General features: G+C 71.5%; 23 protein-coding genes and 2 tRNA genes. 12 read left to right on the top strand and 13 right to left on the bottom strand.

The window, feature by feature from the left end; genetic code table 11:
• The first annotated feature begins 51 nt into the window (after positions 1–51).
• The 5 genes from EDF55_RS01505 (at position 52) to EDF55_RS01485 (ending at position 4,826) form a co-directional block, all read left to right on the top strand.
• Positions 52–345: an acyl carrier protein gene (locus tag EDF55_RS01505; protein WP_123653175.1), complete on the top strand. Its 294-nt coding sequence runs from the start codon at positions 52–54 to the stop codon at positions 343–345.
• Positions 342–1,571 carry an acyl-CoA dehydrogenase family protein gene (locus EDF55_RS01500; protein WP_221180713.1) on the top strand — a complete coding sequence of 410 codons (1,230 nt, stop codon included), beginning with the start codon at positions 342–344 and terminating at the stop codon, positions 1,569–1,571. The genes EDF55_RS01505 and EDF55_RS01500 overlap by 4 nt, the downstream gene beginning before the upstream one ends.
• Entirely contained in the window at positions 1,568–2,518 is a 951-nt protein-coding gene (locus tag EDF55_RS01495) for an amino acid--[acyl-carrier-protein] ligase (protein ID WP_221180712.1), read from the top strand. The genes EDF55_RS01500 and EDF55_RS01495 overlap by 4 nt, the downstream gene beginning before the upstream one ends.
• Positions 2,515–4,101: an alpha/beta fold hydrolase gene (locus EDF55_RS01490; RefSeq protein ID WP_185017041.1), complete on the top strand. Its 1,587-nt coding sequence runs from the start codon at positions 2,515–2,517 to the stop codon at positions 4,099–4,101. The genes EDF55_RS01495 and EDF55_RS01490 overlap by 4 nt, the downstream gene beginning before the upstream one ends.
• 182 nt (positions 4,102–4,283) lie before the next feature.
• Positions 4,284–4,826 (top strand): hypothetical protein, encoded by a 543-nt coding sequence (locus EDF55_RS01485; protein WP_123653173.1) that lies wholly within the window; start codon positions 4,284–4,286, stop codon positions 4,824–4,826.
• On the opposite strand, the gene EDF55_RS01480 is transcribed toward EDF55_RS01485, so the two are convergent.
• On the bottom strand, positions 4,762–5,790 hold the full coding sequence (locus tag EDF55_RS01480) for an alpha/beta fold hydrolase (RefSeq protein WP_185017039.1): 1,029 nt from the start codon (positions 5,788–5,790) through the stop codon (positions 4,762–4,764). The genes EDF55_RS01485 and EDF55_RS01480 overlap by 65 nt on opposite strands.
• Before the next feature lie 64 nt (positions 5,791–5,854).
• Entirely contained in the window at positions 5,855–6,343 is a 489-nt protein-coding gene (locus EDF55_RS01475) for a peroxiredoxin (protein WP_123653171.1), read from the bottom strand.
• Positions 6,344–6,659: 316 nt separating this feature from the next.
• On the opposite strand from EDF55_RS01475, the gene aceE reads away from it, so the two are divergent.
• The 6 genes from aceE to EDF55_RS01445 all read left to right on the top strand — a co-directional run bounded on the left by aceE (position 6,660) and on the right by EDF55_RS01445 (position 14,423).
• The gene (gene aceE, locus EDF55_RS01470; protein ID WP_123653170.1) at positions 6,660–9,404 is read left to right on the top strand and encodes a pyruvate dehydrogenase (acetyl-transferring), homodimeric type; all 2,745 of its coding nucleotides are present in this window, start codon (positions 6,660–6,662) and stop codon (positions 9,402–9,404) included.
• Between the two features lie 7 nt (positions 9,405–9,411).
• Entirely contained in the window at positions 9,412–10,638 is a 1,227-nt protein-coding gene (locus EDF55_RS01465) for a CdaR family transcriptional regulator (RefSeq protein WP_123653169.1), read from the top strand.
• Positions 10,639–10,744: 106 nt separating this feature from the next.
• Positions 10,745–11,674, top strand: a complete 930-nt coding sequence (locus tag EDF55_RS01460) for an ACP S-malonyltransferase (RefSeq protein WP_123653168.1) — start codon at positions 10,745–10,747, stop codon at positions 11,672–11,674.
• Positions 11,671–12,705: a beta-ketoacyl-ACP synthase III gene (locus EDF55_RS01455; protein ID WP_123653167.1), complete on the top strand. Its 1,035-nt coding sequence runs from the start codon at positions 11,671–11,673 to the stop codon at positions 12,703–12,705. The genes EDF55_RS01460 and EDF55_RS01455 overlap by 4 nt, the downstream gene beginning before the upstream one ends.
• 131 nt (positions 12,706–12,836) lie before the next feature.
• Entirely contained in the window at positions 12,837–13,085 is a 249-nt protein-coding gene (locus EDF55_RS01450) for an acyl carrier protein (RefSeq protein WP_071275967.1), read from the top strand.
• 93 nt (positions 13,086–13,178) lie between these two features.
• On the top strand, positions 13,179–14,423 hold the full coding sequence (locus EDF55_RS01445; RefSeq protein WP_123653166.1) for a beta-ketoacyl synthase: 1,245 nt from the start codon (positions 13,179–13,181) through the stop codon (positions 14,421–14,423).
• Positions 14,424–14,608: 185 nt separating this feature from the next.
• Here the strand turns inward: EDF55_RS01445 and EDF55_RS01440 are convergent, their stop codons facing one another.
• The 6 genes from EDF55_RS01440 to EDF55_RS01415 form a co-directional block, all read right to left on the bottom strand.
• Positions 14,609–15,109, bottom strand: a complete 501-nt coding sequence (locus EDF55_RS01440; protein WP_123653165.1) for a DUF3145 domain-containing protein — start codon at positions 15,107–15,109, stop codon at positions 14,609–14,611.
• A gap of 163 nt (positions 15,110–15,272) precedes the next feature.
• Positions 15,273–16,106 (bottom strand): DUF1684 domain-containing protein, encoded by an 834-nt coding sequence (locus EDF55_RS01435; protein WP_123653164.1) that lies wholly within the window; start codon positions 16,104–16,106, stop codon positions 15,273–15,275.
• Positions 16,103–17,236 carry an AI-2E family transporter gene (locus tag EDF55_RS01430; RefSeq protein WP_123653163.1) on the bottom strand — a complete coding sequence of 378 codons (1,134 nt, stop codon included), beginning with the start codon at positions 17,234–17,236 and terminating at the stop codon, positions 16,103–16,105. Before EDF55_RS01430 ends, EDF55_RS01435 begins: the two co-directional genes overlap by 4 nt.
• 1 nt (position 17,237) lies before the next feature.
• Positions 17,238–17,312, bottom strand: a tRNA-Ile gene (locus tag EDF55_RS01425).
• Between the two features lie 12 nt (positions 17,313–17,324).
• Complete coding sequence (locus EDF55_RS01420) at positions 17,325–18,527, bottom strand: glycosyltransferase (RefSeq protein ID WP_243698336.1); 1,203 nt, start codon at positions 18,525–18,527, stop codon at positions 17,325–17,327.
• A gap of 169 nt (positions 18,528–18,696) precedes the next feature.
• The gene (locus EDF55_RS01415; RefSeq protein ID WP_185017037.1) at positions 18,697–19,611 is read right to left on the bottom strand and encodes a DMT family transporter; all 915 of its coding nucleotides are present in this window, start codon (positions 19,609–19,611) and stop codon (positions 18,697–18,699) included.
• A 39-nt stretch (positions 19,612–19,650) separates the two neighbouring features.
• Here EDF55_RS01415 and def point away from each other — a divergent pair, with 39 nt between their 5' ends.
• A complete protein-coding gene (gene def, locus EDF55_RS01410) occupies positions 19,651–20,226 on the top strand; it encodes a peptide deformylase (RefSeq protein WP_123653162.1) in 576 nt (191 codons plus the stop codon).
• A 49-nt stretch (positions 20,227–20,275) separates the two neighbouring features.
• Here the strand turns inward: def and EDF55_RS01405 are convergent, their stop codons facing one another.
• The 5 genes from EDF55_RS01405 to EDF55_RS01385 all read right to left on the bottom strand — a co-directional run bounded on the left by EDF55_RS01405 (position 20,276) and on the right by EDF55_RS01385 (position 24,874).
• Positions 20,276–20,767: a hypothetical protein gene (locus EDF55_RS01405; RefSeq protein ID WP_123653161.1), complete on the bottom strand. Its 492-nt coding sequence runs from the start codon at positions 20,765–20,767 to the stop codon at positions 20,276–20,278.
• Between the two features lie 159 nt (positions 20,768–20,926).
• Positions 20,927–20,999, bottom strand: a tRNA-Asn gene (locus EDF55_RS01400).
• Positions 21,000–21,114: 115 nt separating this feature from the next.
• Positions 21,115–22,125 carry a D-isomer specific 2-hydroxyacid dehydrogenase family protein gene (locus EDF55_RS01395; RefSeq protein WP_123653160.1) on the bottom strand — a complete coding sequence of 337 codons (1,011 nt, stop codon included), beginning with the start codon at positions 22,123–22,125 and terminating at the stop codon, positions 21,115–21,117.
• Positions 22,122–23,006, bottom strand: coding sequence for an ATP-binding cassette domain-containing protein (locus EDF55_RS01390; protein ID WP_123653159.1), 885 nt, complete (start codon positions 23,004–23,006; stop codon positions 22,122–22,124). Before EDF55_RS01390 ends, EDF55_RS01395 begins: the two co-directional genes overlap by 4 nt.
• Before the next feature lie 173 nt (positions 23,007–23,179).
• Entirely contained in the window at positions 23,180–24,874 is a 1,695-nt protein-coding gene (locus EDF55_RS01385) for an ABC transporter ATP-binding protein (RefSeq protein WP_123653814.1), read from the bottom strand.
• Positions 24,875–24,876 lie beyond the last annotated feature (2 nt).

Here is a 24,876-nt window from a genome sequence, read left to right as displayed (position 1 = left end):
CGCACCCGCACGGCGGTTTCCCGGCGCCGAGCGCTCCTTATCGTGGCTCGCATGCACCAGGACCCGAACACCGGAGCGACCACCGTCGCCCTCGCTGACCCCGCGGCGGAACAGGCCGTGCGGCAGGCCCTCGCTGACCACGGACGGCTCACCGTCGACGCGTGGGACGTGGCACCGATCGCCGATCTGTACGCGCTCGGGCTGACGTCGCACGCCACGGTGAACGTGATGCTCGCGGTCGAGAACGAGCTCGACGCGGAGTTCCCGGACGCGGTCCTGAACCGGGCGACCTTCGGCTCGGTCGAGTCGATCGTCGCCGCCGCGGCCCTGGCGACGGCCTCGTGACGCTCCTGCAGACGAACGCCCACCGCACCGCTGACACGGTCGATGCCACGACCCGCGACCGCTTCGCCGAACGCGCAGCCGCGGTCGCCGCGATCGGCGCGCAGTTCGCGGACGAGGTCGACCGGGACGCACGGCCCCCGCGTGAGGCGATCGCCGCGATGCGGGAGTACGGCCTCCTCGCCGCAGCGGTCCCCGCCGACCTCGGCGGGGAGGGTGCGACGGTGTCGGAGCTCTCCGCCATCGCGACCGAACTCGGCCGTGCGTGTGCGGCGACCGGCATGGTGTTCGCGATGCACCACGGTCAGGCGATGGCCCTGTGGCGGCACGGCGGTGACGGCGCCGGGGTCCTGGCGATGACCGAGGCCGTGCGGAACGGCGCGCTCGTGGCGTCCGCGACGACCGAGAAGGGTGTCGGCGGCGATGCCCGCCGGTCCACGTGCGCGATCGAGCCCGAAGCGAACGAGCCCGACGGGCCGGACGGCGAGACCGGACGCATCCGCCTCCGCAAGGACGCCCCGGTCATCTCCTACGCGACCGAGGCCGACGCCGTCTTCGTGACCGCCCGCCGCGATCCCGATGCCCCGGCGTCCGACCAGCGCCTCGTCGTGTGCTGGACGGCGGACACCGTGCTGTCGCAGACGTCGACATGGGACACGATGGGCCTCCGCGGCACGTGCAGCAACGGCTGGGTCCTCGACGCCTCCACCACCGTGGACGCGGTGTTCCGGGACGACTACGCGATGATCTCCGCGCACACCGTCCTCCCCGTCTCGCACGTGCTCTGGGCATCCGTCTGGCTCGGCATCGCCGCGTCGGCCGCCGAGCGTGCACGTGCCGCGGTCCGGAAGCAGGCACGCGCCTCGGTCGGGAGCACCCCGCCGGGAGCGCTCCGGCTCGCGGAGCTCCTCGTCGACCTGCAGGCCCTCGCGGACACCGTCCGGCACGCCGCCGAGCGGTACGACGGCATCGCGGACGACCCGGAGGCCCTGGAGTCGAGTGCCCACGCACTGGCCGCGAACGCGTTGAAGATCGCGGCCTCCGAACGGGTCACCGACCTCGTCACGAAGGCGATGCGCATCGTCGGGATCGCCGGGTACGCGGCGACCGGTCCGATGAGCATCGCCCGACACCTCCGGGACGCCCACGGGGCCGCCGTCATGGTGAGCAACGACCGTCTCCTCCAGAACGACGCCGGACTGGCCATCATGACCGGAGTGATCCTGTGACCATCACGGACCCGACCACCACGATCGACACGTCCCCGCTCGACCGCGCCCGCGCCGCCCTCCGCACGCGCCTCCTCACCGACAGCGTCCTCATCGACCTCGGCTCCCCCGGCCTCTACGGCCGCACGGGCGTGTTCGACCGCGTGTACACCGCCGTCGACGCCGCGGCCGTCCGCTCGATGGCCGACCTCGACGCGGAGGTCCTCCGGTTCCCGCCCGTCGAGCCCCTCGCCGCGTTCGAACGCACCGACTACATCGCGTCGTTCCCCGACCTGGCCGCGTCCATCTCCGGGTTCACGGGCGACGACCGGAAGCACCGCGAGCTCCTCGCGGCGCGGGAACGCGGCGAGCGCTGGGAGTCGTTCCTCGAACCGGCCGACCTGATGCTCGCGCCGGCCGTCTGCCACCCCGTCTACGGCCTCGTCACGGGGACGGTCCCGCAGGAGGGCCGGACCTTCGACATCGTCGGCGACTCCTTCCGCCGCGAGCCCTCCCTCGACCCGATGCGCCTGCAGGCCTTCCACATGCACGAGTTCGTGCACATCGGCACGCCCGCCTCGGCGAAGCAGCACCGTGACGGCCGGATCCCGGTGATGCGGGACCTCCTCGGTGGCTTCGGGCTCGAGATCGACGTCGTCCCCGCGAACGATCCGTTCTTCGGCCGGGTGGGCAAGATCCTGGCGCGGAACCAGGTCGAGCAGTCGCTGAAGTTCGAGTTCGTCACGCCGGTCTACGGCGATGCCGGCGAGCCGACGGCGATCAGCTCGGCGAACCTGCACGAGGACCACTTCGGAAGCTCGTTCGCGATCCGCACGGCGGACGGCGAGGTCGCGCACAGCGCGTGCCTCGCCTTCGGCCTGGAGCGCATCACGATCGCCCTGTTCGCCGCGCACGGCACCGACCCGGCGGCCTGGCCGACGGACGTCCGTCGCGCGCTGGCACTGTGACCACGCACCACGGCTGGTCCGGTTCGCCGGCGATCCGCGCCGCCGTGCAGGTGCCGCCGTCGGCACGCGCCGGTGTCGTGATCTGTCCGCCACTCGGACAGGAGGGCGTGATCGCGTACCGCACGCTCCGCCTGCTGGCAGACCGCCTGGAGGCTCGTGGCGTGGCCTCGGTGCGCTACGACCCGTCCGGACGTGGGGACTCCGGTCCCGATGCCGACCCCGACGCGCAGGTCCGGTCCGCCGTGCGGGCCGCGGCCGTGCTGCGCACGACCGGTGTGTCCCGGATCGTCTTCGTGGGGCTCGCCTCATCGGCCCTCGTCGCTGCCGCGGCGGCCCGGGACGAGGACGCCCTCGTGCTCTGGGACGCACCGGAGTCCGGGCGGGCGTGGCTCCGTCGGCAGCGTGCCCTCGCGTCCATCACGATCGGCCCGTCGCGGGTGGTCGACGACGTCGAGAGCCTCATCGGCATCGACGTCGACCCGGCGGAGGCGGCGGTGCTGTCGGCGCTCCGGTTCGCACCGCGGACCGTCGCGACCGCCGTGTTCGTCCGTCCGGGGGGCCGGGCGCCGAAGGCCCTCGGCGAGGTGCAGCCCGTCGAGGTCCCCGGGACCGCCGAACTCCTCGACGGCACGAGCATCCACGCGCGCATCCCGTCGGAGGCCGTCGATCGGGTCGTGTCCTGGATCGACGAGCACGTCCCGGCTGCCACGGTCCCGACGCGCCCGCCCGTGCTGGACACCGTCGTCGACCTCGACCACGGCGTCGCCGAGCGGATCGTGCACCTCGGACCGGAGGCCCTCTTCGCCGTCGAGACCGCTCCCGCGCGGCCGGCGGACGACGGGCCCGTGGTCGTGCTGCACAACGGGGCCGCCGAGCACCGCGTCGGGGCGACCGACTACCAGGTCACACTCGCCCGGGCACTCGCTCGGGAGGGTGCGCGGGTCGTCCGGGTCGACCGCCGCGGTACCGGCGAGAGCTCCGTGGTCTGCGGCCAGGAACGCGACCACCTGTTCGCGCAGGAGTGGATCGACGACCAGTCCGAGATCGTGGCCGCGCTGGGCGTCCCGGCGGACCGGCTCGCCCTCGTCGGGATGTGCGCCGGCGCATGGGTGGCGGGGCGTGCCCGTGCCGAGACACCGAGGCTCGTCGTCCAGATCAGCCCGAACGACTACCGGCGCCGTCCGGCCGTGCCGGGGAGCTACAGCGACGCCGTCCGCGCGGTGGACTCCCCCTCGCCGGCACGGCTGTGGCTCCGCGAGCGGTACAACGCACTCGTGCCGGAGGAGCTCCGCGCCCGCATCGCCCGCCGGGACCGTGCCGGAGGCGTCGTCGAGCACGTCCGGCCCCTCGTGACGAACGGCACCGACGTCGTGCTGATCACGGCGGACGAGGACGCCGAGCTCTTCCACCGCCTCGGCGGCCGCACCGCGCTCCGGCGGTGGGCTCCGGGCGGCCCGGGCGGGTCGGTCGCCCTGGTGCACGTCCCCGGCGGGGACCACTCCCTCTTCTCCCCGACCATGCGCGCCGCGGTCCTCGCCGAGGTCCGTTCCCGCGTCGCCGCCGCTTTCCCCGTCCACGCCTGACCGCCGCGCACCCGCGTCCCGCGCTCCCCGCTCCCCGCACCCCCGCGCGCCCGCGCACCCCGCACCCCCGTCGAGCCCACACGTCGAACGGGCGAAACATGCCGGTCGGGGAACGTGCCACCCGGGTGTTTCGCCCGCTCGACTCGGGGCGAGCGGGGACGTACGCGAGTAGGCATGGACGGGTGCGACGAGCGATGCGGGCAGCGGCGGTGGGGCTGGCCGTCGTGGTGCTCGCGAGCGGGTGCGCCACGCCCCCGGGACCGCCGCCGTGGCCGAGGCCGACGGACCTCGCCGCACGAGCCGAAGCCGCGGGGCTGCACGACGTGTGGGGTCAGCGCCTCGCGGAGCACATCCACACGCACCTGACGATCACTGACGGAGGCGAACCCGTCGTCGTCCCCGGCAACATCGGGCACTCGGCGAAACAGCGGTTCGCGGCGGAGATCCACACGCACGACACCTCGGGCATCGTGCACGTCGAGTCCCCCGAGCGCCGGACCTTCACCCTCGGGCAGTTCTTCGACGAGTGGGACGTCTCCCTCGGCCCCGCGCACGTCGGCGGGCTGCACGGAGACCTCACGGTGTGGGTCGACGGGCGCCGGTACTACGCGAACCCGCGGTCGATCGAGCTGCGCGACCTCGAGCAGGTCGACCTCGTCGTCACGACGATCGGCGAGGTGCCGCACCGCCCGCCGGCGTTCGACTGGCCACCGCAGTACCACTGACCCCGCCGTCGTCACCGAGCGCGCGGTCACCATCGACCGTGTCGTCGCCGAGGGCCAGCAGCACCGCAGCCGGGTGCTCCACGTGCGCGAAGTGGCCGCAGTCGTCGAGCAGCACCGTGCGGGTCTGCGGCACCACCCGTGCGAGGTCGTCGAGGTCCCGCACCCGCGCGAAGACGTCGTCGCGGCCGGCGATCGCCGTGACCGGGCAGGTGATGCTCCGCCACCGGTCGGTGTCGTACCCGGCGCCGGTCCGTGCCGCACCGAGGAAGCCGTCGGGCCGCAGTTCCTCGACGAAGGCGTCGAGCACGCTGCGGTCGAGTGCGCGCACGTGGGTGAACACCGGCGCGGCGAGCAGGCGGAGGAGGCCGACGCGCGCGAGGCCGCGGAGCAGCGGGACCGCAGCGCTCCGGGTGACGGCGAGTCCGGCGCGGAGCAGTGCGAAGGACGGCAGGGTCAGGACCCCGCGCACCGGGTGCCGGGCGGCGTCGATCGCCGCGAACGTCGTCCCGGAGACCAGGGTCGTCGAGCGGACCCGTTCCGGTGCGGCCACGGCGAGGTGCATGCCGATGAACGCGCCCATCGAGTGCCCGAGGACGTCGACCGTGTCGACTCCGACGGAATCGAGGACCGATCGGAGCACAGCGACGGCGTCGTCGACGTCGAGCCGTCGTGCGGGGGCCGGCGACGAACCCCAGCCGGGCAGGTCGACCAGCACGAGTCCGCGGCCGTCGAAGCCGTCCGCGGCACGGAGCAGGGGCGTCCACGTCGTCCACGAGCCGGCGACCCCGTGCAGCAGGAGCAGCGGTCGCGGGCCCCGTCGGGCGTGCACCACGACCGGTCCGACGGCGGTGTCGACCACGGCGCGCGTCAGCGACCACGGGGCGGGGTCGGTCGTCACCGGGTACGGGGCGTAGCCGGTGGAGCCGACCACGTCGGGTCGCGTCGCCGTGTCGATGTGGTGCACCGTGCCTCCAGTCCGGTGCCTGAGCACCCCTGGGGTGTTCGGAACGGGACCGGCTGCCGGTTGCCTAGCCGACGGGGACCGGCGCCGTGCAGGCGGCGAGCCGGTCGAGCGCCGCGCGGTACTCGGCGACGTCGCGGGCGACGCCGGGCTCCGAGATGATCGACGCGCGGATGCGGCCCTGCACGTCGATGACGAAGGTCGCGCGGTTCGCGAAGCCCTTCTTCTCGAGGAAGACGCCGTACTCCTTGGAGACGGCACCGTGCGGCCAGAAGTCCGCCAGGAGCTCGAAGTCGTAGCCGTTCGCGTCGGCGAACGAGCGGAGCGTCGCCTTCGAGTCGACCGAGATGCCGATCAGCTCGATGCGGTTGTCCTGGAACATCGCGATGTTGTCCCGGAGTGCGCAGAGTTCGCTCGTGCACGTCGACGAGAACGCGAGGGGGAAGAAGACGAGTGCGACCGGGCGGGACCCGCGGAAGTCGCTGAGGCGGACGTGCTCCCCGAACTGGTTCGGGAGTTCGAAGTCCGGCGCGAGCGACCCAGTCTCCAGTGCCATCGGTACGTGTGCTTCTTCCTCGGGCTGCGGGTGTGCCCGTCCATCCACGCCCTCGCGGGTTCGCGTGGGCACGATCGGCAATCGTACGCCGACGATCCGCGAATGCAAGCACCTGTGCACAGGGTGCGGACACACGCCACCATCAGGCAGGCGGTCGGTGGTGGGGCCCGGACGTCTGCACTGTGTGGTGGTGGCTCCCACAGCCAACCGGTCGGTGGTGGGGCCTAGAGTGGTCGAGGCTCCCACCGCCGGTCGCGACCCGATCGATCGGTGGACCGACCATGTCCACCACCACGAGAACGAACCGAGGTCAAGGGTGACGGTGAACGACCAGGACCCGTACAGCGCAGGGCACGAGGACCAGGACCCGGAGGAGACCGCCGAATGGCGTGAGTCCCTCGACGGACTGGTCGCGGCACACGGGCACGAGCGTGCCCGCGAGATCATGCTCAGCCTGCTCAAGCGGTCCAAGGAACTGCACCTCGGCGTGCCGATGGTCCCGACGACGGACTACGTCAACACGATCGCGCCGGAGAACGAGCCGGAGTTCCCCGGCGACGAGGAGCTCGAGCGCCGCTACCGCCGGTGGATCCGCTGGAACGCGGCCATCACGGTGCACCGCGCGCAGCGCCCCGGCATCTCGGTGGGTGGGCACATCTCGACGTACGCGTCGAGCGCCGCCCTGTACGAGGTCGGCTACAACCACTTCTTCCGCGCGCAGGACCACCCGTCCGGCGGCGACCAGGTGTTCTTCCAGGGCCACGCCTCCCCCGGCATGTACGCCCGCGCCTACATGGAGGGTCGCCTCGACGAGAACCAGCTCGACGGGTTCCGTCAGGAGAAGTCGCACACCGGTGGCGGTCTGTCCTCCTACCCGCACCCCCGGCTCATGCCGCACTTCTGGCAGTTCCCGACCGTGTCGATGGGCATCGGCCCGATCAACGCGATCTACCAGGCGCAGCAGGCCAAGTACCTGTCCAACCGCGGCATCAAGGACGCTTCGGAGCAGCAGGTCTGGGCCTTCCTCGGCGACGGCGAGATGGACGAGGTCGAGTCCCGCGGCCAGCTCCAGGTCGCTGCGAACGACGGCCTCGACAACCTGAACTTCGTGATCAACTGCAACCTGCAGCGTCTCGACGGCCCGGTGCGCGGCAACGGCAAGATCATCCAGGAGCTCGAGAGCTACTTCCGCGGTGCCGGCTGGAACGTCATCAAGGTGATCTGGGGCCGCGAGTGGGACGACCTGCTCGCCCGCGACACCGAGGGCGCGCTCCTCAACCTGATGAACGTCACCCCCGACGGTGACTACCAGACGTACAAGGCCGAGAACGGCGCCTACGTCCGGGAGAACTTCTTCGGGCGCGACCCGAAGGCACTCCAGCTGATCGACGGCTACAGCGACGACCAGGTCTGGAACCTCAAGCGCGGTGGCCACGACTACCGCAAGGTCTACGCGGCGTTCAAGGCGGCGACCGAGCACAAGGGCCAGCCGACCGTCATCCTCGCGAAGACGGTCAAGGGCTACGGCCTCGGCCCGAGCTTCGAGGGGCGCAACGCGACGCACCAGATGAAGAAGCTCACGCTCGACAACCTCAAGCAGTTCCGCGACGAGATGCGCATCCCGATCTCCGACGCGCAGCTCGAGGAGAACCCCTACACGCCGCCGTACTACCACCCCGGCAACGACGACGAGGCGATCCAGTACATGCACGAGCGCCGTCACGCGCTCGGCGGGTACGTGCCGGAGCGTCGCACCAAGTACACGTCCATCACGCTCCCCGACGACGCGAAGTACCAGGTCGTCAAGAAGGGCTCCGGCAAGCAGGAGATCGCCACCACCATGGCGTTCGCCCGTCTGCTGAAGGACCTGCTCCGCTCCCCGGACTTCGGTGACCGCGTGGTCCCGATCATCCCGGACGAAGCGCGCACGTTCGGCATGGACGCGTACTTCCCGACGGCGAAGATCTACAACCCGAACGGCCAGCACTACACGTCGGTCGACCGTGAGCTCCTCCTGGCCTACAAGGAGAGCCCGCAGGGCCAGATCATCCACGTCGGCATCAACGAGGCGGGCGCCCTCGCGGCGTTCACCGCCGTCGGCACCTCGTACTCGACGCAGGGCGAGCCGCTCATCCCGGTCTACGTCTTCTACTCGATGTTCGGGTTCCAGCGCACCGGTGACGCGATCTGGGCCGCCGGTGACCAGATGACACGCGGCTTCATGATCGGCGCCACCGCCGGTCGCACGACCCTGACCGGTGAGGGCCTGCAGCACGCCGACGGCCACTCGCTGCTCCTCGCGGCGTCGAACCCCGCGGTCGTGTCCTACGACCCGGCCTACGGCTACGAGATCGGCCACATCGTCCAGTCCGGCCTCGACCGGATGTACGGCACGAACGAGGACGGCTCGCCGAAGCACGACGACCCGAACGTCATGTACTACCTGACGGTCTACAACGAGCCGATCGTGCAGCCCGTCGAGCCCGAGGGCGTCGACGTGGACGGCATCGTCAAGGGCATGTACCTGCTCAAGGGCAGCGAGCACGACGGCCCCAAGGCCCAGCTGCTCGCGTCCGGTGTCGCGGTGCCGTGGATCCTCGAGGCGCAGCAGCTCCTCGCCGAGGACTGGGGCGTCTCCGCCGACGTGTGGAGCGTCACGAGCTGGGGTGAGCTGTACCGTGACGGTCTCGCCGCGGAGCAGCACGCGTTCCTCAACCCGAACGAGCAGCCCCGCACGCCGTACGTCACCGAGCGTCTGCTCGCCACCGAGGGCCCGGTCGTCGCCGTCAGCGACTTCATGCACCAGGTCCAGGAGCAGATCCGCCCGTTCGTGCCGACCGACTACGCCACGCTCGGCGCCGACGGCTTCGGCTTCTCGGACACCCGTCCGGCCGCCCGCCGCTTCTTCCACATCGACGGCCCCTCGGTCGTCGTGCGGACGCTGCAGCAGCTCGCCCGCCAGGGCAAGATCGACGGGGCGCTCGTCCAGCAGGCGATCGACAAGTACCGCCTGCACGACGTGACCGCCGGCACCACGGGCAGCGCCGGCGGCGAGAGCTGATCACCCGGTGACGACACCCCGCACCGACCCCGCCGTGGGCCGGGAGAACGACCGTGAACGGGCGCTCTCCTGGCTCCGGCAGGTGTCGGGCGAACTCTCGACCGCCACCATCAAGCGGCTCGAGGACACGCTCCCCTGGTACAGCGAGATGCCCCCTGGGCGTCGGTCCGCGGTCGGCATGGTCGCCCAGGCCGGCATCACCTCGTTCATCTCCTGGCTCGAGGGCAGCGCGTCGACACCGTGGATCGCGGCCGCCGACGTGTTCGGCTCCGCGCCGCGGGAACTCCTGCGCTCGGTGAGCCTGCAGCAGACCCTGCAGCTCATCCGCGTGGTCGTGACCGTGGTGGAGGAACGCGCCAAGGACGACGAGATGCTGCAGGAGGCGATCCTCAAGTACTCCCGGGACATCGCCTTCGCGGCCGCCGACGTCTACGCCCGTGCCGCCGAGGCGCGCGGGCTCTGGGACGCCCGGCTCGAAGCGCTCGTGGTCGACTCGATCCTCTCCGGCGAGTACGACGACGAGCTCCCCTCCCGCATCGCGGCGCTCGGCTGGCACGGCCACGGCGAGGTGGCGGTGCTCGTCGGCACCGCACCGAAGCAGCTCGAGGTCGACCAGGTCCGGCGCTCCGCCCGCCACATGGACGCGGACGTGCTCATCGGGGTCCAGGGCTCGCGCCTCGTGGTCGTCATCGGCCGCTCCACCCCGCGGGACGACGTCCCGGAAGGCGAGGAGCCGGTCTCGTTCATGGCGATCGCGCAGGCCCTCGAGCCGATGTTCGGCGAGGGCCACCTGGTCCTCGGCAACGAGGTCCCCGGGGTCGTCGACGCCTCCACCTCCGCGAAGGCCGCCCTCGCCGGGTTCGCCGTCGCACGGGCCTGGCGCGGTGCTCCCCGTCCCGCGCTCGCGGACGACCTGCTGCCCGAGCGGGCCCTCGCCGGTGACCCCCTGGCCCGGTCCGCGCTCGTGCAGCGCATCTACGTGCCGCTGAAGGACCAGTCCACCGAGCTCCTGCAGACGCTCTGGTGCTACCTCGACACCGGTCGTTCGCTCGAGGCGACGGCGCGCGAGCTCTTCGTGCACCCGAACACCGTGCGGTACCGCCTGCGCCGTGTGGCGGACATCATCGGCTGGGACGCCACCCACGCCCGTGACGCCCTGATCGTGCAGTCCGCGCTGATCCTCGGTGCGATGTCCGAATCGGCCTCCAGCCGCCGGCGCGTCGGACGACGGTGACGGGCGACCGCGGGACCGCCGTCGGTAGGGGTCGCACAATGTCTCGCGCGGATTCGTGTCGGGAGTCCACACGGGCCGCACGCCCGACGGCAGACAGGATTGTCCGGTGATCGTCGTCGTCGCGCCCGGACAGGGCTCCCAGACCCCAGGCTTCCTCGCCCCGTGGCTCGAGGACGCCGCCGTCCGTGACCGTGTCGGGCAGTGGTCCGAGGCGATCGGCGTCGACCTGGCGCTGCACGGCACCGAGTCCGACGCGGACACCATCAAGGACACCGCGCTCGCCCAGCCGCTCATCGTCGCCGCGGGCATCATCACCGCGGACGCCCTCCTCGCCGACGGCCGTCGCGCCCTCGTCGGTGGCGTCGCCGGCCACTCCGTCGGGGAGTTCACCGCCGCCGCGGTCGCCGGGATCCTCACACCGGCCGACGCCGTCGCACTGGTCGCCGAGCGCGGCCGGGCGATGGCCGACGCCGCGGCCCTCGAGCCCACCTCGATGGCAGCCGTCCTCGGCGGCGACCCGGACGAGGTCGCGCAGGCACTCGAAGCCAACGGGCTCGTGGCCGCCAACCACAACGGCGGCGGTCAGACCGTCGTCGCCGGCGCTGCCGCAGCGATCGCGGCCCTCGCCGGGAACCCGCCGGCCAAGGCCCGCGTGATCCCCCTCGCGGTGGCCGGTGCGTTCCACACCCGGTACATGGCCCCCGCCGTCGAGCGCGTCGCCCCGGTGGCCGCCGCGACCGCCGTCACCGACCCGACGCTCCCGATCTGGACCAACGCGGACGGCTCCCGCGTCGACGACGGCCGCCGGTTCGTCGACCTCATGGTCGCCCAGATCGCGAACCCCGTGCACTGGGACTCCGTGATGGAGTCCTTCCAGCAGGCAGGGGTCACCGGCATCATCGAGCTCGCCCCCGCCGGCGCCCTCGTGGGGCTCGCCAAGCGCGGCCTCCGGGGCACGCCCACCGTCGCGGTCAAGTCCCCCGAGGACCTGCCGGCCGCGATCGAGCTCCTGAACACCGCAGAGGCATCCGCATGACCGACAGCACCACCCCCACCGCAGCCGACGCAGCTCGACCCGTCCTCGCGCAGCGCCGCGGCCACGAGTTCAGCCGCATCCTCGCGCTCGGCGCCGCCCGCGGCGAGAACACCGTGCCGAACGACGACCTCGTCGGCCCGATCGACTCCTCCGACGAGTGGATCCGCCAGCGCACCGGGATCGTCACCCGGATGCGCGCCGGTGCCGACGTCGAAGCGGTCGACCTCGCCGAGGCCGCCTCGCTCGAGGCCATCGCCAAGGCCGGCATCACGCCCGACCAGATCGGCGTCGTGCTCGTCAGCACCGTCACGCACACCGTGGCCACCCCGTCGATGGCGTCGCTCCTCGCCGAGCGCATCGGCGCCGCCCCCGCGGCGGCGTACGACATCAGCGCCGCGTGTGCCGGGTACGCCTACGGCATCGCCCAGGCCGACTCGTTCGTGAAGTCCGGCATCGCCGACCACGTGCTCGTCGTCGGGGCCGAGAAGCTCAGCGACATCGTCGACCCGACCGACCGCTCGATCTCGTTCCTGCTCGGCGACGGCGCCGGCGCCGCGATCGTCGGCCCGAGCGACTTCCCCGGCATCGCGCCGACCATCTGGGGCTCCGACGGCTCCAAGTGGGACGCGATCGGCATGACCGCCACCTTCAACGAGTGGGAAGCGGGGGCCGCGCGGCCGACGATACGGCAGGCCGGTCAGACCGTGTTCCGCTGGGCCGTCTGGGAGATGGTCAAGGTCGCCCGAGAAGCGCTGGACACCGCGGGCGTCCGCCCCGACCAGCTCGCCGCGTTCGTGCCCCACCAGGCGAACATCCGCATCATCGACGAGTTCGCCAAGCAGCTCGGCATCCCCGAGTCCGTGGTGATCGCCCGCGACATCAAGACCACCGGCAACACCTCCGCCGCGAGCATCCCGCTCGCCACCCACCGCCTGCTCGACGAGCACCCGGAGCTGTCGGGCGGCCTCGCCCTGCAGATCGGGTTCGGCGCCGGACTCGTGTTCGGCGCCCAGGTGGTCGTCCTCCCGTAGGACGCCCGGTGCTCCGGGACACCGGAGCGCAGCAAGACTTTCCACAGTCCCGCCAGGCTGCGGGCACGGGACCACCCCGTGCCCTAGGCTGGTCCACGGTCAAACGACACCCCCCTCAAGGAGACACCATCATGGCCCTGTCCAACGAAGAAGTCCTCGCCGGCCTGGCCGAGCTCATCAACGACGAGACCGGCATCGCCACCGACACGGTGCAGTCGGACAAGTCGTTCACGGACGACCTCGACATCGACTCCATCTCGATGATGACCATCGTCGTCAACGCCGAAGAGAAGTTCGACGTGAAGATCCCGGACGAAGAGGTCAAGAACCTCAAGACCGTCGGTGACGCCGTCGACTTCATCGTCAAGGCCCAGGCCTGACACGAACTTCCTGAGCGCCGTGGTCCGGCTCGACCCTTCCGGTCACGGGCCGCGGCGCTCGTCATGTCCACCTCAGCAGAAACAAGTCGTTCCATGACCAACAAGACCGTCGTCGTCACCGGGATCGGTGCGATCACCCCTCTCGCCGCGACTGCCTCGGAGACCTGGGACGCCTTGCTCGAGGGCAAGTCCGGGATCACCAGGCTCGAAGACCCGCGCTACGCCGAACTCAACATCCCCGTCGAGTTCGCCGGGCAGGCGCGCCGCTTCATCACCGACCAGCTCACCCGCCCCGAGACCAAGCGCTTCGACCCGTCGTCGCAGCTCTCGCTCATCGCCGCGCGTGAAGCATGGGCCGACGCGGGCATCGACAACGAGACCGTCGTGCCCGAGCGCCTCATCGTCGACTGGGCGACCGGCATCGGCGGCGTGAACACGCTGCTCGACGCCTGGGACACCCTGCGCGAGAAGGGCCCGCGCCGCGTCCTGCCGATGACGGTCCCGATGCTCATGGCGAACGGCCCCGCCGCCGCCATCGAGATGGAGTTCGGCGCCCGTGGTGGCGCCCGCACCTACCTCTCGGCGTGCGCGTCCTCCACCGAGTCCCTCGCCGAGGCGTACCGCCACGTCGCGACCGGTGAAGCCGACATCGTCATCGCCGGTGGCGCCGAAGCCGCGCTGCACCCGATGCCCCTCGCGTCGTTCGCCGCGATGCAGGCCCTGTCGCGCCGCAACGACTCCCCCGAGACCGCCTCGCGTCCGTACGACGTCACGCGTGACGGCTTCGTGCTCGCGGACGGCGCTGCTGCGCTGATCCTCGAGACGAAGGAGCACGCGGAAGCCCGCGGCGCCAAGATCTACGCCGAGGTCGCCGGTGCCGGCATCACCTCGGACGCGTTCCACATCACCGCCCCCGACCCCGAGGGCAGCGCTGCTGCCCGTGCGGTGCTCATGGCGCTCGAGCACGCCGGTGCGTCGCGCGAAGACGTCGTGCACGTCAACGCGCACGCCACGTCGACGCCGGTCGGCGACATCGCCGAGTACCACGCGATGCGCCGCGTCTTCGGCGACCACCTCGACTCCGTCGTCGTGTCGGCCACCAAGGCGTCGACCGGGCACCTCCTCGGTGGTGCCGGTGCGATCGAGGCGGCGTTCACCGTCCTCGCGCTGCACAACCGCGTCGCTCCGCCGACGATCAACCTCACCGAGCAGGACCCGGAGATCGTGATGGACGTCGCGACCTCGCCACGCGAGCTCCCGGCGGGCGACCTGCTCGCCGTGAGCAACTCGTTCGGCTTCGGCGGCCACAACGCCGTCGTCGCGTTCCGCACGGCCTGACCACCGCCTCCGGTCTGGAGGCCCGGCTCACCTCCGCCCTGTGTGGCACCGCCCACACGCCGAACGCCGCTGACACCACGAAACGCCGCCGAGATCGGCGGCGTTTTCGTGTGTTCGGAGGTGTTCCGTCGCAGGAGGAGCGTCAGCGCCGGCAGCGCGAGCTCCGGCAGCGTCGGCAGTGCGCGTCAGCCGACGCGGTGCAGCCAGACGACCGGGTTGCCCTCGGCCGCGTGGCGGAACGGCTCGAGCTCGTCGTCCCAGGCCTGCCCGAGCGCCAGCCGGAGCTCCCGGTGGAGCTCGAGGGCGTTGCTGCCGGCGACCTCCATCGCGTAGCGGACACGGTCCTCGGGGATGACCATGTTCCCGGTGACGTCGGTCTGCGCGTAGAAGACGCCGAGATCGGGCGTGTGCATCCACCGGCCGCCGTCCGAGACCTCGGTGGGTTCCTCGGTGACCTCGTAGCGGAGGTGCTCCCACCCGCGCAGCGCGGAGGCGATGGCCGCACCGGTGCCGACCGCGCCGGTCCAGGTGTACTCCGTACGACGCGAGCCGTCCTGCGCCGGCTGGTCCAGCCAGGAGAAGTTGACGGCGCGACTCATCGCGCGACCTGCTGCCCATTCGACATGGGGGCAGAGCGCGCGTGGGGAGGAGTGCACGTAGAGCACTCCAGACGCAGTCCCGGTCATGGTTCCTCCGATCATCAGGTGCGACTTCCCCATCGACCTGTGCTGGAGGATCCGGACCAGTGCTCGAGAGCACCGTGGAACCATCGATATCCGATTGTGATGTCCTGGCGGACACGCCCATTATGCAGCGTCGGCGCTGGGAACGGCAAGGACACCGGCCCGATCAGTGCAGGACGGCGCCGTCGTGGTCGATCGGGTGCCGCTCGCCCGCCGGGATCGGGATCACCAGGCGGTTCTGCGGCGGCGGGATCGGGCACGCGTACTGGTACGAGAACGCGCACGGCGGGAGCACCAGGCCGTTCCAGTCCACCGCGACGTCCGCGGGGCCGCCCGGGTCGTCGACGAAGAGGAACCGGCCCATCGAGTAGGAGCTCGCGGCGTCGTCCTCGGGCAGCGCACTCGTGCCGTCCTGGACGATGAGCTGCAGCCGCGCGACCCCGCCGAACGGTGCCGACCGCACCGCGAGCAGGGAGGCGACCACCCCACCGACGGTGGTCTCGACGGTGCCCGCGACCAGGAGCGGATCGCCGGCGGCGTCGAGGACGTGACCAGGGGCCTCCAGGCTGTCGTCGACCGGTGTGTACCGGCCTGGACGGACCAGATCGGCCGCGTACGGGAAACGGTCGATCCGTGCGAACCGGGCGATCGCATCGGACGCGGGATCCCAGACGCGGAGCGTCGAGCCGGAGACGGTGCCTGCGAAGCCTTCCGGAAAGGCGACGGCCGACGGCACGACGGCATCGTCGCCGGCGACGAGGACGGTCCCGTCGACCGGGACGCCGTCCACGACGACCCCGTCGGCGGCGTCAGCGATGACCGTGAGCCCGCCCACGGCCGGCGCCCACGTGCCGGGGACCGGCCAGACGGGCTGCGCGTGGTCGACGCGCTGCGCGTTCACCAGGGCGAGCGGTCCACGTGGGCTGCGGGCCCACCGGTCGCGCGCAGCGGCAGCGGCAGCGGCAGCGGCAGCGGCGGCAGCGTCCGCGGGGTCGGTCACGCCTGCTCCTGGCGCGGGTAGATGACCTTCTGCACGATGATGATCACCGACGCGGCGACCGGCACCGCGACGAGCGCACCGAGGACCCCGCCGATGGTGGCCCCCGCGACGGCCGCGATCACGACGAGCGCACCGGGGACCTGCACCGCGCGGGACATGATGCGCGGTGAGATCACGTACGACTCGACCTGCATGTAGACGAGGTAGTAGATCGCCGCGGCGAGGGCGGTCGCGGGCGACGCGAAGAAGCACAGCAGCGAGATCACGATCGCCGCGCCGAGGGTCCCGACCAGCGGGATGAGCGAGCCCATGAACGCGAACGTCGCGAGGAGCACCGGCAGCGGTGCACCGATGATGAGCAGGAACACCAGGCTCAGGACGCCGTTGATGCCCGCCTGCGTGATCTGCCCGACGACGTAGCGGCCGACGGAGGACGTGACCTCCTCGCTGACGTCGATGTAGTTCTGCCGACGGGACGCCGGCACGAAGCGGTACATCATGCTCTTCATGCTCCGCATCGAGGCGAGGAAGTAGAGCATCAGGATGAGGACGATGAGCGCCCCGGTCAGGCCCGACAGGATCCCGGTACCCACGGCCAGGATGCCGCCGCCGACGCTCAGCAGGTTGCCCGGGTCCTCGACGAACTTCTGGAGCTGCTGCAGCGAGTGGTCGACGTCGAACGACCCGTTGAGCTGCTTCGACAGGTTCTGCACCCAGTCCTGCTGGGAGAGGTCCTGGACGATGTCCGGGAAGTTCTGCACCAGGTTCGTCGCCTGGTTGATGAGGATCGGGACGACGGCGAACACCACACCCCCGAACGCGAGCAGCACCGTGACGACGACCGCGAGGATCGCCGACCACCGCGGGATGTACCGCTCGAGGAAGGTCACCAGGGGGTCGAGGCCGAGCGCGATGAACAGCGCGACGCCGATGTAGACCAGCACGGTCGACAGCTGCCCGATGAGGGCCCCGGCGAGCAGGGCGACGAGCACGCCGATGCCGCCCATGAACCCGATCCGGAACGCGTTGACGCGCACGCCGGTGCCGCCCTTGGACGCCTCGAACGTCACGTTCGGGGTCGGGCCGGGGGCGTCAACGTCGTGGCTGGCGGTCTTCTTACGGAGTTGCACGTGGGGCGGGCGGGACTCGAACCCGCGAATCGTTCCGTTATGAGCAGACTGCCTTGACCAGCTTGGCTACCGCCCCTCGTCGGCAGGCCTAGGCCACCGGTTCCCCACGATACAGCGCCTCGAACGTCGCGAGGGTGCGGTTGATGTCGTGCGCCTCGATCATGGCCAGACTGCGCGTCCGCATCGCCACGTAGTCCTCGTCCGAGGCCGTCAGCACCGTCGTGAGCTTGTCGGCGAGGTCCCGCTCGTCCCCCGGCTCGAACAGGTACCCGTTGCCGTCGACCAGGTGCGGCAGCGCCATCGAGTTCGCGGCGACGACCGGCAGGCCGGACGCCATCGCCTCCAGCGAAGCGATGCTCTGCAGTTCGGCCGTCGAGGGCATCGCGAACACGGTCGAGTTGGTGAGCGCGCGGAACTTGACCTCGTCGGAGACGAACCCGAGGAACGTCACGCGGTCTTCGATGCCGAGCTCCTTCGACAGCGCGGTGAGCTTCGGGATCATCTCACCGTCACCGACGATCGTGATGGTCGCGTTCAGCTCGGCGGGCAGCAGCGGGAGCGCCCGGAAGAGCACGTCGAGGTTCTTCTCCGGCGCGATGCGGCCGACGAAGGTGATGTCGTTGTTGGCCGGGCGGCCTTCTCGTGCGAGGTAGCGCGAGGCGTCGATGCCGCAGGAGATCGCGAGGACGCGCTGGCCGGCGATGGCCTTGCGGAGGTAGTCCGCCGCCAGGTTGGTCGGCGTCGAGATCACGTCCGCGAGCCGGTACGTGTGCGCGGCGTCGTTCCACGCGATCTTCAGCGCGATCGGCAGCGTGAAGCGCCCGAACGGCGTGTACTCGAGCAGGTTCTCGGGCATGAAGTGGTTCGTGGCGATGATGCGGATGCCGCGGTCGTGGGCTTCACGAGCGACACCACGGCCGACGATGATGTGCGACTGGATGTGCACGACGTCGGGCTTGAAGGCGTCGATGATCGGCGCGACGTGCTTGCGGACCGTCCACGGCCACGCGAACCGCAGCCACGCGTGCAGCGGCCACTTGTACGACGGGAGGCGGTGCACGACGAGCGTCACGCCGTGGAGCTCTTCGTCGTAGGTGCCGTGGTTGCGACCCGCTGCCGGGGCGATGATGTGGACCTCGTGCCCACGCTCGGCGAGGCCGACGGCGAGCTGCTCGGTGAACGTGGCGGCACCGTTGACGTCCGGGGCGAAGGTGTCCGCGGCCATCAGCACCCGCAAGGGCCGGTGGTCCGTCGGGTGGTCGAGCGGAACGGGGGTGGCGTCTCCTGACACGGCGGGCGTCGTCCTCTCCTGGGCCTTCGTCCGGTACCGGTGGTGGTGCTGGTACCGGGCTGGTCTGGGTCTGAAACGCTACCGTACGCCGATGCGCGAGCACGTCCGCCGCGCGGCTGACGGTGCCCCCTGCCAGAGGAGGACGGCACCCGAGGGTGCGGCGCAGTGGTTACCGCTGTGCCTCTGGGTGGTGTTTGGCGAGGAGGAACACTCCGGTGACCGCGATCGCGGCAGCGACCACGAACCCGAACACCGCGATCGGTGGTGCCCCGTCCGCTTCTCCGAGGACGATCACCCCGATGCCGACGGCGACGATCGGGTCGACCACGGTGAGCCCGGCGATGACGAGGTCCGCTGAGCCCGCCGAGTACGCGTTCTGCACGAAGTACCCGCCGAGCGACGCCGCGACGACGACGCCGATGATCGCCAGGACGGTCAACCAGTCGAAGGTGTGGTTCACGAACCGGTTCAGCGTGACCTTGGCCAGGGTCGCCACGAACCCGTAGAGGACCCCGGCGCCGATGATGTAGTACAGCGCGCTCTTGTGCCTGGCCACGACCCGGAACGACACCAGCACCAGGATCAGCACGACCGCCAGGATCACCAGCACCGTGATCAGCTGCGACCGGGTGATCGGGCTCTCGTGCCCGACGAACGCCGCGATGCCGACGAAGATCCCGACGCCGATGATGCACGTCCACACCGCACGGCGGGCACGCCGGCCGAGCGGGACCCCGGAGGACCGTGAGGAGAACCACGTCGTGATGACCAGTGCGACCGCGCCGAGGGGCTGCACGACGATGAGCGGCGCGAACGTGATGCTGATCAGCTGCAGGACGACCGCGATGCCGAGCATCAGGGTGCCCAGCACCCAGTAGCCGCTCGAGACCAGCCCGACGATGTGCCGGACGCTGAGCCCCTTGGACTGCTTGCCCAGCCGGGCCTCGACCCGCTTGACCCCGCGGCTCTGGAACTGCGCCCCGAGCGAGAGGAACACCGCCCCGATCAACGCGACGGGGATCATGAGGGCCTGGAACGGGGTGAGGTTGCTCACGGCGTCCGGGATCTGCAGGTCGCTCGTCACGCGTCGAGGCTATCCGACTCCTCCCGATAACCTGGGTGAATGGCCGTCCTCCCGATCCGGATCACCGGTGAACCCGTCCTGCACGAACGCGCCGCGGAGGTCACCGCCTTCGACGACGAACTCCGCACCCTGGTGGCGGACATGTTCGAGACCATGGACCTGGCACCGGGTGTCGGGCTGGCCGGCCCGCAGGTCGGGGTGGGCAAGCGGCTCTTCGTGTACTCATTCGTCGATGATGACGAGGTGCAGTGGCGCGGCGCGGCGATCAACCCCGTCCTGTGGATCACTCCGGCCGAACCCGAGGCTGTGGAGGAACTCGACGAGGACGAGGAGTCCGAGGGCTGCCTCTCGATCCCGGGCCTCCGCTTCCCGCTGCGCCGCTCCGAGGGCGCGCTCCTCCGCGCGTTCGACGAGCACGGCGAGCCGTTCGAGATCGAGGCGCACGGCTGGCTCGCGCGGATCTTCCAGCACGAGTACGACCACCTCGACGGCCTGCTCTACGCCGACCGACTCGGCCACCCGTACCCGAAGCAGGTCCAGAAGGCCGTCAAGAAGAACAGCTGGGGCGGCCCCGGCAAGTCCTGGCTCCCGGGCCGGGACCACCCCGAGGGCTGACGCCGGTCCGCACGCCGACCGACGACGGGCACCGGCCAGGAGGCTCGGCTCAGCCCCGGTAGGCGGCGATCGCGTCCTGCAGGTGGTCCATCTGCGGATGACCGGGGCAGTAGAGCGCCAGGCCGGCAGCCGTGTCGGCGGCGGACGAGGACAGGATCGTCGAGGTCCACGGCGACACCCCGGTGACCGCGCAGCCGCTGGCGAGCTGCTCGAGCGTGGACTCCCCCGCCGCCGCGTCGAGCGCTGCCTGCTGCTGCGCCGACGCCTCGGTCCCGGTGATCCGTTCGGCTCGGCACTCGGTGCGCTCGTCCTGCCACACCGCGGAGTAGGTCGTGTAGGTCTCGGTGCGGTCCGAGCCGTCGACGTCGCAGACGAACGCGAACACGATCGGCGAGGTCCCCGACGCGGCGATCTCCGACGACGGCGTGCGGTCCACGGAGTCGTCCGGTTCCGACTCGGCGCCGGACGTGCACCCGCTGACGAGGACCGCGAGCGCAGCCGCACAGAGCGCTGCTGCGGCGGTTCGGCGGAGGGGGTGCACCTGTGAACGCTAACAGCTTGTCCCGGTGGCCCGGCCGTGGACGAGCCATGAGACGACCGAGAACCCGGACGCCCCGAGCGGCGCGCAGGGAACACACGTCCTGGAGAACACGTCCTCGGAAACACGAAGACCCCCACCGCGAACGGTGGGGGCCTGCTGCTCCCCGAGTTGGACTCGAACCAACAACCTGCCGGTTAACAGCCGGCTGCTCTGCCAATTGAGCTATCGAGGATCAGTTGCGCTTCCGGTCGAGCCGGTCTGAACAACGGGTAACAGCATAGCAGGACATCGGCCGCGCCCCGCGCATCGGGCACGCACCCCGGGCGTGCCGCGCCGCGGCGCGCGCCTCAGTACCCGGCGACGGGGTCCACGACGCCGACGAAGCCCTCGCCCGCGCCGCCGAGGAACGCGGCGACGTTCACACGGACCCGCTCGGCGAGCAGCGGCGCCACCATCTCCGGCGTGTCGGCCTGGTGCGGCGTGATGATCGCGCCGGGGGCGTCCCACAGCGGGTGCCCGTCGGGCAGCGGCTCCGGGTCGGTCACGTCGACCCCGGCGCCGGCGATCTCCCCCGCGTGCAGCGCATCGACGAGCGCGTCGGTGTCGACGAGCCCGCCACGGGCGATGTTCACCAGGCGCGCGGACGGCCGCATGATGGAGAACTGGTGCGCGCCGAAGAGCTTCGACGTGCCCGAGGTCATCGCGGCCGCGATCATCACGACGTCCGCGGTGGGCAGGACCTCGTCGAGCTGGTCGGTGGTCACGGTGCGGGCAGCACCGGGCACCGGCGCGGACGAGCGCCGCACCACGGTGACGTCGACGTCGAACGGCGCGAGGAGCCGGAGGTACTCGAGCGCGATGCCACCGGCGCCGATCACGACGACGGAGCGGCCGTAGAGCGACACGCCCTCGGGCTTCGTCGCCCAGGACGTCGCACGGGCGCGTGCGGGCAGGACCCGCAGCGTCGCGAGCGTCAGCGCGAGGGCGTGCTCGGCGACCGGCTCCGCGTAGGCGCCCTTCGCCGAGGTGAACAGCACCGAGTCCCCGTGCGACGCGATCAGCGACGCGAAGGCGTCCACGCCGGCGAACGGCAGCTGCACCCAGGACACGGACGGTGCCGAGTCGAGTGCGGCGGCGAGCCCGGACGGGTCACGCGGGTCGAGCCAGACGATGCCGCGCGTGTCGGGCCCGAGCGCTGCGACGGTGCCGCCAGCGGCCTCCACCGCGGAGACGTGCAGCTCGGCGGGCGACGGCAGGATCGCGATCGGCCCGGCCGCGGGCGGCGGGACCGGCAGCGGCGCACCGGCATCGGTCACGACGGCGCGGTGGCCGCGGGGCTGGACGTCGGTGTCGGTCATGACTGCTCCTGTCGGGACGTGCGGGGGCCGGACCCGCCGGCCGCGGCGGGACGCTTCACCGGGCGCGCCGCCGTCGAGGCGAGCGTCCGGACGTAGGGGTCGACGGGGCTGTCGAGCACGTCGTCGAAGGTGCCGAGGCCGACGAGTCGACCCTCGTTCATGACGGCGACGCGGTCCGCGAGCGCACGGGCTTCGCGGAGGTCACTCGAGACCACGACGGCGGAGAACTGCCGGTTCCGCTGCAGTCCGGCGAGGGCCTCGAGCACGGACTGGCGGACGAGGACGTCGACGCCGCGGGCGGGTTCATCGGCGACGAGCAGCTGCGGTTCGAGGACGAGCGCCTGGGCGAGGGCCACCCGCTGCCGCTGCCCGCTCGAGAGCTCCCACGTGTTGAGGCGCATCACACCGAGCGGCAGGTGCACCGCGTCGACGAGCCGGGCGACGATGAGCCCGGCCTCTTTCCGGTCGAAGCGGCGGTCACGGGCGTAGATCGGCTCCGCGATCGCCTCACCGACGGTCAGGTCGGGGCTCAGCCGGTCGGCGGCGTCCTGCGAGAGGTACCCGATCCGTCCGGTCAGTCGGGCGAGCCGACGGGACGACGCCCGGAGCCCGCGCATCTTCTGCCCGAGCACGCTCAGCTCACCACCGACGATGTGGCGACGATGCGCGCCCTCCCCCTCACCACGGGCACCGAGCTGGCCGGCGACCGCGGCGGCGAAGCTGGACTTGCCGGAGCCGGACTCCCCCAGCACCGCGAGGATCTCCCCGCTGCGGACGGTCAGGCTGACGCCGTCCACCGCCCGGATCGGGCGCGCTCCCGGCACCCGGTACTCGATGGAGACGTCGTCCGCGACGACGGCCGGGTCGTTGACCCCGATCATGGAACCCCTTCCGCACCGCCCCTGGCGGCGCAGCGCGGAGACGGAGGCCGATCCGCGCGACGTACGTGGTGCTCTGGGGCCGACAGCCTGGAGGCGCGACTCGCGTCGTCGACGTGCGTCGCGCCTCCCGGCTGGACCTGATCAGGGCCCGTCTGCTGAACCACAGACGGCGATCAGGCCCCTGCCTGCTCCAGTCGCTCCAGCGTACGCCGTCGCTCGGCCTGCTCCGCCGGGTCCGGCACCGGCAGCGACGCCAGGAGTCGCTGCGTGTAGGGGTGCTGCGGCGAGCCGAGGACCTCGGCGGTGGTGCCCGTCTCGACCAGATCGCCGCGGTACAGCACCGCGATCCGGTCGGAGAGCGCACCGACGACCGCGAGGTCGTGGCTGATGAACAACGAGGCGAAGCCGAAGTCCTGCTGCAGCTCGAGGAAGAGCTCCAGCACCCGCGCCTGCACCGACACGTCGAGCGCGCTCGTCGGCTCGTCGGCGATGAGGAGCTTCGGCCGGAGCGCGAGCGACCGGGCGAGCGACGCGCGCTGGCGCTGCCCGCCGGACAGCTCGTGCGGGTACCGGTCGCCGTACGCCGCGGGGAGCTGGACCGCCTCCATGAGCTCGTCGACCTGCTTGCGCGCCGCACGCGGCGAGGACGCCACGCCGTGCACGACGAGCGGCTCGGCGACGCACTCGGCGATCGTGAGCAGCGGGTTGAAGGACGTCGCCGGGTCCTGGAAGACGAACCCGATGTCCTTCCGGAGCCGCTTGAAGTCCCGCTCGCGGTAGCCGAGCATCTCGGTGCCGAGGACGCGGAGGGAACCGCCGGTGACCCGCGTCAGCCCCGCGATGGCACGGCCGATGGTGGTCTTGCCGGAGCCGGACTCCCCCACCAGGCCGAGGACCTCGCCGGGACGGATCGCCAGGTCGACGCCCTTGACGGCCTTGAACGCGTGCGCGCCGAGCCGGCCGGGGTACTCGATCTCGAGCGCCCGGGCCTCGACGACGGGTTCGACGTCCTCGGCGATGATGGCCCGCCGGGCGACCCCCGTCGACGACTCGAGCCGGGGCACCGCCGCCAGCAGGCGCTTCGTGTAGTCGGCCTGCGGGTTCCCGAAGAGCTCGGCGACGGGGGCTTCCTCGACGACCTCGCCCTGGTACATCACGGCGACGCGGTCGGCCAGGTCGGCGACGACGCCCATGTTGTGCGTGATGATGACGATCGCCGTGCCGAACTCGTCACGACACCGGCGCAGCAGGTCGAGGATCTCCGCCTGCACCGTCACGTCGAGGGCCGTGGTCGGCTCGTCGGCGATGATCACGCTCGGCTCGAGCGCGAGCGCGCTGGCGATCACGACGCGCTGCTTCTGCCCGCCGGAGAACTGGTGCGGGTAGTGGTCGACGCGGACCTCGGGGTCGGGGATGCCGACCCGGCCGAGGTAGTCGATCGCCTTCGCCCGGGCCTCCTTCCTCGAGACGCCGCCGTGGGCGCGGAGCCCCTCGGCGATCTGCCACCCGACGGTGAACACCGGGTTGAGGGCCGTCGAGGGTTCCTGGAAGACCATCGCGCCCGCGGTTCCGCGGAGCTCCCGGAGCTTCTGCGAGCCGACCGTGACGACGTCGGTGCCGTCGAGGAGCACCGCGCCGCCGAGGGTCGCCGTCTCCGGCATCAGGCGGAGCATGCTCCTGGCCGTGACCGACTTGCCGGAACCCGACTCGCCGACCAGGGCGAGGACCTCGCCGGGGCGGACGTCGAGGCTGACGCCCTTGACCGCGTCGACGGCGCCGCCGTCGGTCGCGAAGGTGACGGTGAGGTCGTCGACGACGACGACGGGCTCGGTGGTGTTGGCGGTGCTCTTGCTGCTGGGGGTGCTCATGC

Source organism: Curtobacterium sp. ZW137 (genome assembly GCF_003762905.1).
Taxonomy (GTDB): Bacteria; Actinomycetota; Actinomycetes; order Actinomycetales; family Microbacteriaceae; genus Curtobacterium.
The sequence above is the reverse complement of the archived record's forward strand: the minus strand, read 5'-3'. Positions and strand labels throughout refer to the sequence as shown.

Bases quoted from the DNA above. Each gene is read 5' to 3' on its own strand.
- EDF55_RS01385 (WP_123653814.1), bottom strand. From the start codon at position 24,874: ATGAGCACCCCCAGCAGCAAGAGCACCGCCAACACCACCGAGCCCGTC.
- EDF55_RS01505 (WP_123653175.1), top strand. From the start codon at position 52: ATGCACCAGGACCCGAACACCGGAGCGACCACCGTCGCCCTCGCTGAC.
- EDF55_RS01475 (WP_123653171.1), bottom strand. From the start codon at position 6,343: ATGGCACTGGAGACTGGGTCGCTCGCGCCGGACTTCGAACTCCCGAAC.
- def (WP_123653162.1), top strand. From the start codon at position 19,651: ATGGCCGTCCTCCCGATCCGGATCACCGGTGAACCCGTCCTGCACGAA.
- EDF55_RS01455 (WP_123653167.1), top strand. From the start codon at position 11,671: ATGACCGACAGCACCACCCCCACCGCAGCCGACGCAGCTCGACCCGTC.
- EDF55_RS01450 (WP_071275967.1), top strand. From the start codon at position 12,837: ATGGCCCTGTCCAACGAAGAAGTCCTCGCCGGCCTGGCCGAGCTCATC.
- EDF55_RS01445 (WP_123653166.1), top strand. From the start codon at position 13,179: ATGACCAACAAGACCGTCGTCGTCACCGGGATCGGTGCGATCACCCCT.
- EDF55_RS01390 (WP_123653159.1), bottom strand. From the start codon at position 23,006: ATGATCGGGGTCAACGACCCGGCCGTCGTCGCGGACGACGTCTCCATC.
- EDF55_RS01395 (WP_123653160.1), bottom strand. From the start codon at position 22,125: ATGACCGACACCGACGTCCAGCCCCGCGGCCACCGCGCCGTCGTGACC.
- EDF55_RS01440 (WP_123653165.1), bottom strand. From the start codon at position 15,109: ATGACCGGGACTGCGTCTGGAGTGCTCTACGTGCACTCCTCCCCACGC.